Source organism: Streptomyces sp. NPDC058637 (assembly GCF_042717325.1).
In the GTDB taxonomy this organism is placed as follows: domain Bacteria; phylum Actinomycetota; class Actinomycetes; order Streptomycetales; family Streptomycetaceae; genus Streptomyces.
This window is the reverse complement of record NZ_JBHXRD010000002.1, coordinates 292,938-306,314: the sequence shown is the minus strand read 5'-3', so window position 1 is coordinate 306,314 and position 13,377 is coordinate 292,938. Positions and strand designations below refer to the sequence as shown.

General features: G+C 72.4%; 15 protein-coding genes and 1 pseudogene. 7 read left to right on the top strand and 9 right to left on the bottom strand.

Annotated elements, in window-relative coordinates:
* Positions 1–30: 30 nt before the first annotated feature.
* Positions 31–699, bottom strand: coding sequence for a lytic polysaccharide monooxygenase (locus ACFWVP_RS03435; protein ID WP_384493245.1), 669 nt, complete (start codon positions 697–699; stop codon positions 31–33).
* A gap of 206 nt (positions 700–905) precedes the next feature.
* Between ACFWVP_RS03435 and ACFWVP_RS03430 the strand changes: the two genes are divergently transcribed.
* From ACFWVP_RS03430 to ACFWVP_RS03410, 5 genes and pseudogenes are all read left to right on the top strand, one after another.
* A complete protein-coding gene (locus ACFWVP_RS03430; protein WP_384493244.1) occupies positions 906–1,349 on the top strand; it encodes a hypothetical protein in 444 nt (147 codons plus the stop codon).
* Positions 1,350–1,351: 2 nt separating this feature from the next.
* The gene (locus ACFWVP_RS03425; RefSeq protein WP_384493243.1) at positions 1,352–2,371 is read left to right on the top strand and encodes a PHP domain-containing protein; all 1,020 of its coding nucleotides are present in this window, start codon (positions 1,352–1,354) and stop codon (positions 2,369–2,371) included.
* Positions 2,372–2,725: 354 nt separating this feature from the next.
* A pseudogene (locus ACFWVP_RS03420) lies at positions 2,726–3,653 on the top strand (iron-containing redox enzyme family protein).
* A complete protein-coding gene (locus ACFWVP_RS03415; protein WP_384493242.1) occupies positions 3,638–4,324 on the top strand; it encodes a HemK2/MTQ2 family protein methyltransferase in 687 nt (228 codons plus the stop codon). The pseudogene ACFWVP_RS03420 and the gene ACFWVP_RS03415 overlap by 16 nt, the downstream one beginning before the upstream one ends.
* 60 nt (positions 4,325–4,384) lie before the next feature.
* Positions 4,385–4,609 carry a CDGSH iron-sulfur domain-containing protein gene (locus ACFWVP_RS03410; protein WP_384493241.1) on the top strand — a complete coding sequence of 75 codons (225 nt, stop codon included), beginning with the start codon at positions 4,385–4,387 and terminating at the stop codon, positions 4,607–4,609.
* Positions 4,610–4,635: 26 nt separating this feature from the next.
* Here the strand turns inward: ACFWVP_RS03410 and ACFWVP_RS03405 are convergent, their stop codons facing one another.
* Positions 4,636–5,874, bottom strand: a complete 1,239-nt coding sequence (locus tag ACFWVP_RS03405; RefSeq protein ID WP_384493240.1) for an aromatic acid exporter family protein — start codon at positions 5,872–5,874, stop codon at positions 4,636–4,638.
* A 130-nt stretch (positions 5,875–6,004) separates the two neighbouring features.
* On the opposite strand from ACFWVP_RS03405, the gene ACFWVP_RS03400 reads away from it, so the two are divergent.
* Positions 6,005–6,223, top strand: a complete 219-nt coding sequence (locus ACFWVP_RS03400) for a hypothetical protein (protein WP_384493239.1) — start codon at positions 6,005–6,007, stop codon at positions 6,221–6,223.
* Positions 6,224–6,267: 44 nt separating this feature from the next.
* Positions 6,268–6,906: an endonuclease gene (locus tag ACFWVP_RS03395; protein ID WP_384493238.1), complete on the top strand. Its 639-nt coding sequence runs from the start codon at positions 6,268–6,270 to the stop codon at positions 6,904–6,906.
* A 13-nt stretch (positions 6,907–6,919) separates the two neighbouring features.
* On the opposite strand, the gene ACFWVP_RS03390 is transcribed toward ACFWVP_RS03395, so the two are convergent.
* The 7 genes from ACFWVP_RS03390 to ACFWVP_RS03360 form a co-directional block, all read right to left on the bottom strand.
* Positions 6,920–7,669, bottom strand: coding sequence for a hypothetical protein (locus ACFWVP_RS03390; RefSeq protein ID WP_384493237.1), 750 nt, complete (start codon positions 7,667–7,669; stop codon positions 6,920–6,922).
* Positions 7,670–7,829: 160 nt separating this feature from the next.
* Entirely contained in the window at positions 7,830–8,024 is a 195-nt protein-coding gene (locus tag ACFWVP_RS03385) for a hypothetical protein (RefSeq protein WP_384493236.1), read from the bottom strand.
* Between the two features lie 197 nt (positions 8,025–8,221).
* Positions 8,222–9,082, bottom strand: a complete 861-nt coding sequence (locus ACFWVP_RS03380; protein WP_384493235.1) for a phosphatidylinositol-specific phospholipase C/glycerophosphodiester phosphodiesterase family protein — start codon at positions 9,080–9,082, stop codon at positions 8,222–8,224.
* 211 nt (positions 9,083–9,293) lie between these two features.
* Positions 9,294–10,415 carry an acyl-CoA dehydrogenase family protein gene (locus tag ACFWVP_RS03375; RefSeq protein ID WP_384493234.1) on the bottom strand — a complete coding sequence of 374 codons (1,122 nt, stop codon included), beginning with the start codon at positions 10,413–10,415 and terminating at the stop codon, positions 9,294–9,296.
* Positions 10,412–11,605, bottom strand: a complete 1,194-nt coding sequence (locus ACFWVP_RS03370) for an acyl-CoA dehydrogenase family protein (RefSeq protein ID WP_384493233.1) — start codon at positions 11,603–11,605, stop codon at positions 10,412–10,414. The genes ACFWVP_RS03375 and ACFWVP_RS03370 overlap by 4 nt, the downstream gene beginning before the upstream one ends.
* A complete protein-coding gene (locus ACFWVP_RS03365) occupies positions 11,602–12,570 on the bottom strand; it encodes an NADPH:quinone oxidoreductase family protein (RefSeq protein WP_384493232.1) in 969 nt (322 codons plus the stop codon). Before ACFWVP_RS03365 ends, ACFWVP_RS03370 begins: the two co-directional genes overlap by 4 nt.
* A 194-nt stretch (positions 12,571–12,764) precedes the next feature.
* The gene (locus ACFWVP_RS03360; protein WP_384493306.1) at positions 12,765–13,364 is read right to left on the bottom strand and encodes a helix-turn-helix domain-containing protein; all 600 of its coding nucleotides are present in this window, start codon (positions 13,362–13,364) and stop codon (positions 12,765–12,767) included.
* Positions 13,365–13,377 lie beyond the last annotated feature (13 nt).

Genomic DNA, 13,377 nt, shown 5'->3' with positions numbered 1-13,377 from the left:
GACAGGGGGATCCGGCGGGACAGGTGTGCGTCAGACGAAGTTCACGTCACTGCACAGGAAGTACGTCTGGTCCATGTGCGAGGCCTGCCAGATGGTGTACACCACGTGACGGCCGCTGAGGCCGGAGGTGCTCACCGGGATCTCGTAGTTCTGGCTGGGCCCGTAGCTGCCGGTCTCCGCGACCAGCTGGAGGTCTCCCCACGTCAGCGGCTCGGTGGCGGGGTCGAATCCCTCTTCGGTGACGTAGACCTGGAAGTAGTCGGCGCCGTGACTGGCCTGGTCGTACAGCTTGACGGTGAAGTCGCCGCCGATGTCCGTGGTCTTCCAGGCACCCACGGTGTCCAGGGAGTTGTAGCGGCCGCCTTCGGTACGGCCACCGCTGCACAGCTGGCCGTCCGGCACGGCTGCCGGGAAGTCGCCGCCGGAGCCGTTGCGGTACAGCCCGTTCCAGTTCCACATGGCGTTCGGGTCGGCCTGCCAAGCCTGCCAGCACATGGGGTCCTCCTGTGCCATGGCCGGGTTCTGGAAGTCGCTGCCCCAGCGCAGCCAGCAGCCGTAGTTGCGGGAGGCCGGGTCGACGACGGAGCCGTGGGCACTCGCGGTGCCTGTCCATGGCAGCAGACAGAGAAGCGCGGCGACGAGCACACCGCCCAGCCGTGGCATCACGCGACGTAACTTGAGGTGATCATGACAATTCATGCGATGATCTCCACCTTCGGGAGTGGGGGGAATGACCGGCGTGGGAGCGCTCCCGCGCCACAGGGCCTGTGCCCGGAGCCGTCCCGCTCGAAACATGGCCGACGTTCGGACGCGGACCCGCGCCCGACTCCCCGGGGCTCTCTGCGGCTCACCCCATCGGCCCGTCGGCAGGACGCGGCACACAGGGCGCGTGCACAGTCGTAGACATGACGGGAAATCGTGACGAGGACGAACGCGACGAAGGGCACGAGCGCCCGCCCGGCGTCGACGACACGACGGTCGAGGCGCTCGGCGCGCTGACGGAGGCGCTGGAGTCGGTGGAGCGGGCCAGGGGGCGCCTCTACGACTTCCACCAGCTGACGGGCGGCGCGGACCTCACCCTCGACCGGGCCGTGGAACTGCTCCGTACGGCCGGCCACGCGGGCCATGCCGACCTGGTGGAGCGCGAGATCCTGGGCCGCAACGTCATTCCGGGCTGCTGGACCTACCAGATCGTCGAGGCGTACGACGCGACCTACTACCGGCCGTTCGTCGAGGTCGAGGCCCGGGTGAGGCGGGAGCTCGTGGCGGGACGGCAGCACCTGTACGAGGCAGAGATGAAGCAGGCCCGACGCACCCATGGGCATCCCGACCACACGGCGAGGCCCTGACCGTGGAGGCGTCGGATGCCCTGCGACGGATCGCCTTCCTCCTGGAGCGGTCCCACGCGGCCACGTACCGGGTGAAGGCCTTCCGTACGGCCGCCGCCTCGGTCGACGCCCTGCGCGAGGGAGAGCTCGCGGACCGGGTGGCTCGGGGTTCCCTCGAATCGGTGCGGGGCATCGGGCCCCGGACGGCGGAGGTGATCCGGGAGTCGCTGACCGGTGCGACACCCGGATACCTGGAGCGGCTGGAGGCGGAGGCCTCGGAACCGCTCGCCCAGGGGGGTGAGGCGTTGCTGGCGGCTCTGCGCGGCGACTGCCATACGCACTCCGACTGGTCGGACGGCGGAAGTCCGATCGAGGAGATGGGCAGGACGGCGGCGGCGCTGGGCCACGAGTGGACCGTTCTCACCGACCACTCCCCCAGGCTGACCGTGGCCAACGGGCTGTCGCCGGAGCGCCTGCGCCATCAGCTGGAGGTGGTGGCGGAGCTGAACGAGCGGTGGGCGCCCTTCCGCCTCCTCACCGGAATCGAGTGCGACATCCTGCCGGACGGGTCCCTCGACCAGGAACCCGAGCTGCTGGAACGCCTCGACGTGGTGGTCGTCTCCGTTCACTCGAAGCTGCGCATGGACGCGGCGGCGATGACGAAGCGGCTGCTCGCGGCCGTACGGGATCCGCACGCGGATGTGCTCGGGCACTGCACGGGGCGCCTCCTGGGCGGAAAGACCCGCCCGGAGTCGGAGTTCGACGCCGCCGGGGTCTTCGCGGCGTGCGCGGAGGCGGGGACGGCGGTCGAGATCAACTGCCGGCCCGAACGGCTCGATCCGCCGCGCCGCCTGATCGGCCGGGCGGTCGACGCCGGTGTCCTCTTCTCCATCGACACGGACGCCCACGCGCCGGGGCAGCTGGACTGGCAGATCTACGGCTGCGCGCGGGCGGCGGAGTGCGGCGTCCCGGCCGACCGCGTCATCACCACGTGGACGGCGGACCGGCTGCTGGAATGGACCCGCGGGAAGGCGGCCGGCTGACCGTGCCGGCGGGCGCGAGTCCGTACCGGCGGGTGCGGGCGGCGGGGGCCCTGGCGCGGGAACGCCCGGCCGGGCACGCGCCCGCCCTGCGTACCCGGCACCGCCCTCCGCTCGCCCCCGGTTCGGCCGAGTCCGTACCGGCGGGTGCGAGTCCTCCGAGCAGCTCGCCGGTCGGAGCAGGTCCCCGAGGGCACGCCCGCCGGTGCTGCCGCCCGTCGGCTCGGGCGGGCGAACCCTGTGCCGGGCCCGCGGGCCCGGCACACGCCGGAAGGCTGCCGCGGGACGTCGGGCGTACAGTCGATCACGGTGCCGATACCCGAGTGGCTTCCGGGGACGACGGAGGCAGGAGGATCTATGTCCGATCAGCACACCGGACCTTCCCTTCCACGCGCGCGCGGCCCGGTGTCGGCGGGCGTGATCGGCCTTCTGCGTGGTGACGCGCCTCTGCCGGATCCCGGTGCCGCCGGGGACAGCGATCCGTACGGGGCCGATCCGCAGCTGGCGCTGTACGTCTGTTACGAGCTCCACTACCGGGGTTTCGCCGGCGTGCGCCCGGAGCTGGAGTGGGACCCGGGGCTGCTCACCGTTCGTGCCGAGTTGGAGGAACGCTTCCTCCCCGCGCTGCGTGCCGACGCCACGGGACCGCCGGATCTGGACGACGTGCTGGCCGGCCTGCTGGTGGAGCCGGTCCACGGGACCGGGCTCTCGTGGTTCCTGCAGGACCGGGGCGAGCTGCGGCACCTGCGCGCCTACGCGGTGCAGCGCTCCCTGTACCACCTCAAGGAGGCCGATCCGCACGCCTGGGTGCTGCCGCGGTTGAGTCCTGCACCGGCGGCTGCGCGCGGCGCTGGTGGGGCATCTCGCCGCTGTCGAGATCACCTCCTCACCCGCTTCCCGTCGCCTGGCCCGTGCCATGAAACGGACGGGGGCGGGGCCTGCGGCGGAGTTCTTCCACACGGAGCACGTCGAGGCCGACGCGGTGCACGAGCAGGTGGTACGCCGGGACGTCATCGGCGGGCTGCTCGACGACGAACCGGAGCTCGCGGCCGACATCGCCTTCGGGATCACCGCGACCTCCTGTCCGGAGGACCGGCTCGGGGAACGGCTGATGGCGGACTGGCGGACTGGCGGACCTGAGCCGGCCACTCGTACCGCCCTTTCCCACGGGTGCGCGGTGACGCATCCGGTGCCACCGCATCGGAGGCCCTCCATCGGGGCACCGCGCTCGGAGTCATCAAGTCGATTCATGGATTCGAGGAGTCCTGGATGTCCGCGGAACTGACCGAGGAACCGGCCCGTCCGGACCGGCTGCTTACGCTCCCCGGCGTGTACGCGCCGCAGCACGACACCCGCCTCCTCATGGCGGCCCTGGACCGGGAGGAGATCGGCCCCGGCACGAACGTCCTGGACCTCGGTACGGGCAGCGGTGCGCTCGCCCTGCACGCGGCGCGGCTGGGGGCGCGGGTGACGGCCGTGGACATCGCGCGGCGGGCCGTGATGACCGCGCGGCTGAACGCGCTGCTGCACCGGCGGCGCGTCACCGTGCAGCGCAGCGATCTCCTGGCCGCGCTGCCCGGCAGGTCCTACGACCTGGTGATCTGCAATCCGCCGTACGTCCCGTCCCCCATCGGCCGGCTGCCGGGGCGTGGTCCCGCGCGGGCGTGGGACGCCGGGAGCGACGGGCGTGCGGTCCTCGACCGTGTCTGCGGCGCGGCTCCGGCCGCGCTGCGTCCCGGAGGCCTCCTGCTGATGGTCCACTCGGGCCTGTGCGACAGCGACGTGACCCTGCGCCGCCTGTCGGACGCCGGTCTGCACGCACGGGTGAGCGACCGCGCGCACGTCCCCCTCGGGCCCGTGCTGCGGTCCAGACTCCGGTGGCTGAGGGAGTCGGGCCTGGTCGGCCGGGGCGAAACGACGGAGGAACTGGTGGTCATCCGTGCCGAACGTCCCTGAACGTCCTCGCGGGATCTCTGTCGACGGACGGGCGAAGGCCCTCCGCTGATCGAAGGGCCCGTGGAAGTCACCTGTCCCGACGGCACGGTGGCCGGGTCGAACCGGTTCGTCGTCGCCGTCTGTACCTTCCGGCGGAGCCGGATGGACCCGTGGTGCGACACCGGCCACCGCCGCCGCACGGACGGGGTGAGGAGGGCGGGGGCGCCCGCAGGGGCCGGACGTCCGACGTACCGGAGGGACCGGCCGCCCGGCTGGGCTGAGCAGCCGTTCGCCGCATCGGGGTGACCGGAACGCTCGCCTGCGAGGCCCGCTCAGGCCTCCGCGCGCGGACGGTTCCGCGTGGCGCCGCGCAGTCGGCGGAGCACCGTCTGGATGCGGGGGTGGCGTTCGTGTACGTCCGCCGCGCGGCGGTCGAGCTCTTCACCGAGGCGTTCCGTGCGCTTGTCGATGTCGAGTTCGTCGAGGATGCGGTCGATCTCGGCGAGGAGGGCCCCGTGCAGCTGCCACTGCCGGGGATGCTCCTGGACGTTCGCGAGCAGCAGGTCGGCCACCCGGTCGCGTGTCGCGCGACTGCGGCCGAGTGCCTCGGCGAGGCGCTCCTCGGCCTCCTCCCCGCTGGCGGCGATCTGTGTCGTGATCATCACCGCGAACCCCTCGATCGCGTCCGACATGTGTCCGAAGAGTTCCCGCAGGAGTACGGCCACGTCCGCCGGGAAGAGCTCCTCCTCGGTACGTGCCTTGGCCAGGTCGGTCAGGGTGCGCGTCAGTACGCGCAGCACCACGGCGCAGATCTCCAGCGTGTCGAGTCCGGTCCGCAGGACCACGCGGTACAGCAGCCCCTGGCGGACCCGGGGGTTGAGCATCAGGCTCTCCTCGGCCTGCCGCAGCGAGGCGTCCACCTCCACGATGTCGTGGTCCAGCCGACGGGCCTCGTGCAGACGCGCGGCCGCCTTCGGTACGGGGTGGTTGCCGCCGATCTCCTCACCGAGGGTGCGGAACATGCTGCCCATCCGCTTCCCCATGCCGCTGATGGAGGCGCCCGCAGTCTCGACCCAGACCGGCGGCGCGAACAGGAGGTTGAACAGGAGCCCGACCCCCGCCCCGACCAGGGTCTCGAACACCCGCTCCCAGGCGGTGTCGGCGACCTGGGAGACGCCGAGCACCAGCATCGCGCTGATGGCCACCTCGACCACGAACTCGTTGACTCTGACGCAGCGCCCGATCAGCAGCGAAGTGAAGATCGTCAGACCCAGACTCCACCAGCTCAGCCCCACCAGGGAGCTGAACCCGCTGGCGATGAGTACGCCGACGATGACCGAGTTCACCCGTCGGATCCCCGTGGTGAGTGTGGCGTAGAGCGTCACCTGCACCACGAGGAGGGCCGTGAGCGGGGCGGTCAGGGGCGCCGGATGTGGCTCGGGCAGCGCCCATTGGGCCACCACGAAGGCGATGACGGCCGCGGCGGTGGACCGCAGCACCTGCGTGGCGGCGGGCTCGGTGGTGCGCTGTACGAGCTTGATGACGGGCGCGGGCGCCGATACTCCAGGCATTCCTTACCGGTGCCCCGTCCCGGGGCGTCGCAGCGGTCGGGAGGGCAGGCACGCTCCGTACGGACGCATCCAGGTGCCGCCCGTGCGTACCCGCGGTGCGGACCCGGCGGTGCGGGGGGATGGTGGAGGTATGGCTGTCTCACACATCCCCCCGAGTTCCCTGTCGCCCGCGCGCCCGCTCACGCCCCCCGGCGAGACGCCTCCGGGCGAAGGGTGCATCAGCGAGGCGCACGTCGAGCGTCCGGACGGCGGCATCTGGGAGCATCCCGTTTTCTGGGCCGCGACCGTGCTGTTCGGTTCGCTCGTCGTCGCCGGCTACTTCATCGCCCGAATCTTCGGCTTCACGTGAGGACGGCGCGGGGCGCGTCGGACCGCGCGTGGTGAGGGCCGCCGATGAGTGACCGCGGGACGCTGGACGCGCTGCTGGAGCTGCACGGGACCACCTACGCGGCCGAGGCGGGCATCCGGCTGCGCGACACGCCTCAGCCGCTGTACCAGCTCCTGGTGCTGAGCGACCTGCTGAGCGCCCGTATCCGCGCCTCGGTCGCCGTGGCCGCCGCCCTGGCGCTGTACGCGCACGGGATGCGCACCCCGCGCCGGATGGCGGACGCGACGTGGCAGCAGCGTGTAGGCGCGCTGGGTGAGGGCGGGTACCGCCGGTACGACGAACGCACCGCGACCCAGCTGGGTGACGGCGCCGTACTCCTGCTCGACGAGCACGGCGGGGATCTGCGGCACCTTCGCAGGGACGCCGAGGGTGACACCGGAGCGTTGCGGAAGGCACTGCAGCGCTTTCCCGGAGTGGGTCCCGCAGGTGCGGACATCTTCCTGCGCGAGGTGCAGACGGTGTGGCCCGAGACGGCTCCCTACCTCGACGCGAAGGCCTTGCAGGGTGCGGAGCGGCTGGGTCTGCCCACCTCGTCGGCGGGGCTGACGCGGCTGGCGAGGGGCCGGGATCCCGCGGTCCTCGCCGCGGCTCTGGTGCGGGCCGCGCTGGACCGGGACGTCGCGGCATCGGCCGGCGCGTCCTGAGGACTTCCGGGCGTCAGCGCGGGGGGCGTGGCGTGCCGGGCTTGACTGAGCGGCCCTCCACGAGTGCCCGGCGGATCCGGGCGGCACTGGCCCTCGCGTGCGCGGTGGTCGCCGTACGGTCGGCTACCGCGGTGACGAAGCGGTGTGTGGGGCGCAGACACTGTCCGCACGGGGTGTCGCTCGTGACCAGGTAGCCGTCCTCGCACTGCGGGTCCACGCACCGGCCCGGGCTCACCAGGGCCTCGGCGATCTCCTGCGGCGCCCAGCGGCGCCGGCCGTCCTCGTCCTTCTCGTGAAGGGCGTGGGCCCAGCGGACGTTCCACCGCCGTTCCACCCGGTCCAGGAGCTGGTCGGGGGTGCGACGGGCGAGCTCCTGGTGGACCAGGTCGTACACGGACGGGGGGGTGCGGTGGGCGAGGGCCTGGAGCAGCGGCTGCGGAAATGCCTGCAGGACGTATCCGACGGGGGTGGTGGCGCCTCGCTCCTTCCACTTCCGGCAGCCGCAGGGGCCTTCCACGGGCAGTCTGCTGCCGCACCGGCCGCACTGTCCGCGGCATTCCGCGCAGAATCCCCCGTCGAGGCCGTCCAGGTGGGGTGCGGGAGCCCGGCCGCAGTCACGGCAGCAGGCGGCGCAGGGGCCGCAGAGGCGCTCGTTGCCGAGGTGCGTCGACCACTGCCGCTGCTGGCAGCGGCAGCAGAGGGCGCTGTTGCAGTGTTCGTGATGGGCGGCGCCCGGCTGCCGTCCGGGTTGCGGAAATGACATTGCTGCGTTCTCCAGGTGCGTGGCGAGGAGCGATCAGGTCCTGGCCAGGTCGACCGAGCGTGCGCGAGGGCCCGACAGCGACCGTATCGCCCTGTGCGGGTCCCGCGCGGCGCTCTGCCGCGATCGAGTCGATTGTCTCGCACCCGGAGCGTGCGTGGGGTCAGGGGTGCAGGCCGCTGACCACGTTCGCGGTGGCGGTGATCCCTTCGTGGATGGTGGGCGCCATGCTCGTACCGGCCATGAGGAAGCCGAGCAGCGCGCAGACGATCGCGTGCGAGACCTTGAGTCCGCCGTTACGCAGGAAGATCACCGCGAAAATCAGCAGGAAGAGCACCAGTGAGATCGTAATGGCCATGGCCAACCTCCTCCGCCGCGCCGGAATTGCGGCATTCGGCCGCCAGTCTGGCGCAGCGGGGAGGCCGTCCGGCGGACTGCCATGCCCGCCGAACGGGCGGTAACACACGGTGACGGAGGTCGGTCAACGGGAGGAGAGGGATTGAAATACGGGCCTTATGCCCGCTTTTCGCGTCCGTACCCTCCCATCGACGGGCGCTAGTCGCGGTGGCGGAGAAAGGATTCCAGGGCTTCCAGGTCGTCTGTGTTGAGGTGGTCCACCTTCGCCGCCAGCAGCTCGTCCCATACCGCGGTCCGGGCGGGGCCGGCCGTGTCGGGGGTGGCCCAGAAGCGGACGCGCTGCCCCTTGGCGTGGGCGGCGGCGACGAGGTCCCGCAGTCTGTCCCGTTCGGCGGCGGGGAAGGGGCCGGTGCCCTGCCAGCCGAAGTTCTGGGTCCAGTTGGCGCTGATGAGCGGGATGAAGGACGCGGGCGCCGCCGTGCCGAGGTCGTCGAGCCGGCCGTCGTAGAAGGCGTACCGCGTGAGCTGCGCCTCCATCGGGACGCGGGCGGCCCGGTCCCCCGAGATGACGGGGGTGACGGCTCCGGCGCGGACCCGGCCGTGGCTGTAGCGGGTCAGGATGTGGCGGTGGCGCCGTAGTACCTCGTCGAGTGCGAGGTAGGCCGCGGCTCCGTCGCTCTTGATGTCGATCAGCAGTTGCAGCGGCGTGCGGTGTCCGGCGTGGACCGTGCCGTGGTTCGCCCTGACCCGGGCGAGCAGCGGGTCCAGGTAGAGCGAGGTGAGGGTGCGGGCCGGGTCGAGGCCGCTCGCCTCGTGGGCGACGAGCAGTTCGCCGTCGACGAGGAAGACATCCGCCTCGACGCTGGTGAACCCGTGCGCGAGAGCGTCGTGGAGGGGGCGCGGGTGCAGGTAGTCGTTGTGCGCGTGGGCGTGGGTCAGCGGGCGCGGGCCCGGCGGCCGGGCGGGCGCCGCCGCGGCCGTCTGGGCGGGGACGAAGGCGCCTGCGGCTGCGGTGGCGAGTACGGTGCTGACGACTCTGCGGCGGGTCAGGTGTGCCATGGGGTCTCCCTGAGGCGATGAGCGGGCAGAGCGGGCGGGGGGACGCGACGAGTATGGAGCCCCGGCCGATCAGAAAGGCAGGTACCTGCCAAGAGTTGGAGGGGCCGTCGTCCGCCGGTCGGCTGCGCTGCGCCTGCTGTTACCCGCGTGCCCGGCGTAGGCACGCCGGAGCGGGGGCACGTGGTCACGTGCCCCCGCTCCGGGTTCCCGCCTACGGGGCCGCCAGCTCCACGAGTTCGGCGACGGCCTCACGGTGGCGTCCCGCCGTGCCGTACGCGATCGAGTCGGCCTTGGCCCGCTTCAGGTACAGGTGCGCGGGGTGCTCCCAGGTCATGCCGATCCCGCCGTGCAGTTGGACGCACTCCTCCGCCGCGTGGACCGCGACCCTGGAGCAGTACGCCTGGGCGACCGCCACCGCGAGTGGTGCGTCGGGGCTGCCGGTCGCCAGTGCGTCCGCCGCGTTCCGGGCGGCGGCCCGGGCGGAGACGACCTCCAGCCAGAGCTGGGCCATCCGGTGCTTGAGCGACTGGAACGATCCCACCGGCCGGTTGAACTGGTGGCGTTCACGGGTGTGCCGGACGGTCTCGGTCAGACACCACTCGGCGAGCCCGAGCTGTTCGGAGGCGAGGAGTCCGGCACCGCTCAGCAGCCCCTTGGTCACGGCGCGCGTCGCGGGCCCCGGCGCCGCGAGAAGTGTTCCGGCCGCCCCGGTGAGGGTGACGGCGGCGAGGGGGCGGGTCAGGTCGAGCGGGACGAGCGGCTCGACGGCGACACCGCCGGTGCCGGTCTCCACCGCGTACAGGCCGTCGGCGGTGGGCACCAGGAGCACGTCGGCCGCGACTGCCTCGGCGACACCGGTCACGGTCCGGTCGAGGGTGCCGGTCATGGCCGCCGCGGCGCCGGCGGCGGGTGTCGCGAACGGCAGGGCGAGGACGGCGACCTTGCGGCCCGCGGCCAGGTCGCCCAGGAGTGCGCCGACCGGGCCGTCCTGCGAGTCGAGCGCGAGGAGGGTCTCGGTCGCGACGACCGCGCTGGTCAGATACGGGGCGGGGGCGACACTGCGGCCGAGCTCCTCCAGGACCACGGCGGCTTCGCGGTGGGTGGCGCCCTGTCCGCCCAGCTTCTCGGGCACCAGCAGCCCCGCCGCGCCGATCCCGGCGGCCAGCGATTCCCAGAGCCGCAGGTCGTACGGCGTGTCGGACTCGATCCCGGCGATCACCGTCGGCGCGTCGGCCCGGTCGTCGAGCAGGGAGCGCACGGCGGACCGCAGGTCCTCCTCGGTCTCCGAGTAGAGCAGGTCGGGCGCCTGCGCGGGTTCGTTCTGTGCGTTCATCGGGCGAGATCCTTCCAGGCGACGTCCTTGTCGTTGCGCGGTTCGACGGGCAGGCCGAGTACGCGCTCGGCGACGATGTTGAGCAGGACCTCGCTCGTACCGCCCTCGATGGAATTGCCCTTGGAGCGCAGGTAGCGGTATCCGGCGTCGCGTCCGGTGAAGTCGACGATCTCGGGGCGGCGCATGGTCCAGTCGCTGTACAACAGGCCCTCGTCGCCGAGGAGTTCGACCTCCAGCCCGCTGATCTCCTGGTTGAGGCGGGCGAAGGCGAGCTTCATGCCGGAGCCCTCGGGGCCGGGCTGTCCGGCGACGAGCTGCTGGCGCAGCCGCTCTCCGGTGAGCCGGGCGACCTCGGCCTCGACCCAGAGGGTGACCAGCCGCTGGTGGAGGTCGTGGGTCCGCAGCTCGGGGCGTTCGCGCCAGGTCTCGGCGACGGTCCCGATCATGCCGCCCTCACGGGGGATCCGGGCACCGCCGATGGAGACGCGCTCGTTCATCAGGGTGGTCTGGGCGACCTTCCAGCCGTCACCGACGGGTCCGAGCCGTCGGCTGTCGGGGATGCGTACGCCGGTGAGGAAGACCTCGTTGAACTCGGCCTCGCCGGTGATCTGGCGCAGCGGCCGCACCTCGACACCGGGGTCGGTCATGTCGCAGATGAAGTAGCTGATGCCCCGGTGCTTGGGGACGTCGGGGTCGGTGCGGGCGATGAGGATCGCCCAGCGGGCCACATGGGCGCTGGAGGTCCATACCTTCTGTCCGTCGACCACCCAGTCACCCCCTTCCTGCCGCACGGCCCGCGTACCGAGTGCGGCCAGGTCGGACCCGGCGCCCGGCTCACTGAAGAGCTGGCACCACACCTCTTCGCCGACCCACAGGGGGCGCAGGAAGCGCTGCTTCTGCTCGTCGGTTCCGTAGCCGAGGATCGTCGGCGCGGCCATGCCGAGGCCGATGCCGATGCGGCGCGGGTCGTTGTCGGGGGCCTGTGCGGCGGCGAGTTCGCCGTCGATGACGGGCTGCAGGGAGCGCGGCGCGTCGAGTCCGCCGAGCCCGAGCGGGTAGTGCACCCAGGCGAGGCCGGCGTCGAAGCGGGCCCGGAGGAACTCGGTGCGGTCCGTGGTGGCCGGAGGGTGCGCGGCCAGGAACTCCCGGGTGCGCCGGCGGATCTCCGCCGTGTCGATGGCGGTGCTCATCGGGTGCCTCCCGCCGGAAGGACGACGATACGGCCGGTGCTCGTGCCGTCGGCGACCCGCTGGACGCCGCGTGCGGCGTCGGCCATCGGGAGCCGCTCGCTGACCAGGGGCTTGACGACTCCCTGCGAGGCGAGCTCGGTGAGCTCGTCGTGGCAGGCACGGACGGCGGCCGGGTCCTTGGTCTTGTACAGGCCCCAGTGGAGGCCGACGATCGAGTAGTTCTTCACCAGGGCGTGGTTGAGGCCCGGGGCGGGGATGGTCCCGCTCGCGAAGCCGACGACGACGACGCGGCCCTCGAAGGCGATGCACTTCACGGACTTGGCGTAGGCGTTCCCGCCGACGGGGTCGTAGACGACGTCCGCGCCGCGCCCGCCGGTGGCCTCCTTCACGGCCGCCACGATGTCCTCGCCGTGGCGGTCGATGACGAGGTCGCAGCCCAGTTCGCGGGCGATCGCGGCCTTCTCCGGTCCGCCGACGACTCCGATGACGGTGGCACCGGCCGCCTTGCCGAGCTGGACCGCCGCGCTGCCGACCCCCCCGGCGGCCGCGTGCACCAGCAGGGTCTCGCCCGCCCGCAGGTGGGCGCGGCGGTGGAGGCCGAACCATCCGGTCTGGTAGCCGATGTGCAGTGCGGCCGCCTCGGCGTCGTCCAGCGCGTCGGGGACGGGCAGCAGCGCGGCCTCGTCCGCGACGACGTATTCGGCGAAGCCGCCGTCGGGCAGGGCGGGGGTGGCGAGCACCCGGCGCCCGTCCTCCGTCTCACCGCAGATCTCGACTCCGGGCGTGAACGGCAGCGGGGGCCTGACCTGGTACTGCCCGCGGCAGAGCAGCGCGTCGGGGAAGTTGATGTTCGCCGCGAGTACCTTCAGCAGCACCTGCCCGTCGCCGGGCGTGGGCCGGTCCGTCTCTTCGAGCTCCATCACCTCGCTCGGCTCGCCGTTCCGGTGCACTCGCCATGCCTGCATGAGGGGCCTCCACAACACTGTCGGCATTACCACTGCTCCGGGGCATACTAAGCGGTCGCTTGCTCCCCTGGGAACACTTCGGGCCATGCCGTTCGAGGCCGGTACGGGAACGCTCCGGGCGCCCCCACCGCGGCCCTGGCGGAGACACCCGGGCGCGACAGACGCGAGTGCTCCCGGCCGCGCCGCCCGCCCGGTCAGGAGCGCTTCGGTTTGGCCCTGACGTGCATCCGCTCGCCCTGAGGGCCGAAGAGGCTCAGGAATTCGACCGGCCCGTCGCCCGCGGGCCCGAACCAGTGCGGCAGCCGGGTGTCGAACTCGGCCGCCTCGCCGGGACCCAGCACCAGGTCGTGCTCGGCGAGCAGGAGCCGCAGCCGGCCGGAGAGGACGTACAGCCATTCGTACCCCTCGTGGGTGCGCTGCTCGGGCTGCTCGCAGGAGCCCGCCTCCTGGACGAACTTGTACGCCTGGAGCCCGCCCGGCCTGCCGGTGAGCGGCAGCGCGGTCCGCCCGCCCACCACGATCGGCTTGGCCCTGACCCGCGGGTCACCGACGGGCGGCGCGCCGACCAGGTCGTCGAGCGGTACCTCGTGGGCCCGCGCGATCGGGAGCAGCAGCTCCAGGCTGGGGCGTCTGCCGCCGGATTCCAGCCGGGAGAGGGTCGACACGGAGATCCCCGTCGCCTCGGAGAGCGCGGCGAGCGTCACCCCCCGGTCCTTGCGCAGCCGGCGCAGCCGTGGGCCGACTCCGGTGAGTACGGCGTCGAGCTCGGGGGCGTCCTGGGTCTGTTCCTTCATGCCTCCATTCATA

Excerpts from the sequence above, each read along its gene's own strand:
- ACFWVP_RS03435 (WP_384493245.1), bottom strand. The coding sequence starts at position 699 with ATGAATTGTCATGATCACCTCAAGTTACGTCGCGTGATGCCACGGCTG.
- ACFWVP_RS03430 (WP_384493244.1), top strand. The coding sequence starts at position 906 with ATGACGGGAAATCGTGACGAGGACGAACGCGACGAAGGGCACGAGCGC.
- ACFWVP_RS03415 (WP_384493242.1), top strand. The coding sequence starts at position 3,638 with ATGTCCGCGGAACTGACCGAGGAACCGGCCCGTCCGGACCGGCTGCTT.
- ACFWVP_RS03405 (WP_384493240.1), bottom strand. The coding sequence starts at position 5,874 with ATGCCTGGAGTATCGGCGCCCGCGCCCGTCATCAAGCTCGTACAGCGC.
- ACFWVP_RS03400 (WP_384493239.1), top strand. The coding sequence starts at position 6,005 with ATGGCTGTCTCACACATCCCCCCGAGTTCCCTGTCGCCCGCGCGCCCG.
- ACFWVP_RS03395 (WP_384493238.1), top strand. The coding sequence starts at position 6,268 with ATGAGTGACCGCGGGACGCTGGACGCGCTGCTGGAGCTGCACGGGACC.
- ACFWVP_RS03390 (WP_384493237.1), bottom strand. The coding sequence starts at position 7,669 with ATGTCATTTCCGCAACCCGGACGGCAGCCGGGCGCCGCCCATCACGAA.
- ACFWVP_RS03385 (WP_384493236.1), bottom strand. The coding sequence starts at position 8,024 with ATGGCCATTACGATCTCACTGGTGCTCTTCCTGCTGATTTTCGCGGTG.
- ACFWVP_RS03380 (WP_384493235.1), bottom strand. The coding sequence starts at position 9,082 with ATGGCACACCTGACCCGCCGCAGAGTCGTCAGCACCGTACTCGCCACC.
- ACFWVP_RS03375 (WP_384493234.1), bottom strand. The coding sequence starts at position 10,415 with ATGAACGCACAGAACGAACCCGCGCAGGCGCCCGACCTGCTCTACTCG.
- ACFWVP_RS03370 (WP_384493233.1), bottom strand. The coding sequence starts at position 11,605 with ATGAGCACCGCCATCGACACGGCGGAGATCCGCCGGCGCACCCGGGAG.
- ACFWVP_RS03365 (WP_384493232.1), bottom strand. The coding sequence starts at position 12,570 with ATGCAGGCATGGCGAGTGCACCGGAACGGCGAGCCGAGCGAGGTGATG.
- ACFWVP_RS03360 (WP_384493306.1), bottom strand. The coding sequence starts at position 13,364 with ATGAAGGAACAGACCCAGGACGCCCCCGAGCTCGACGCCGTACTCACC.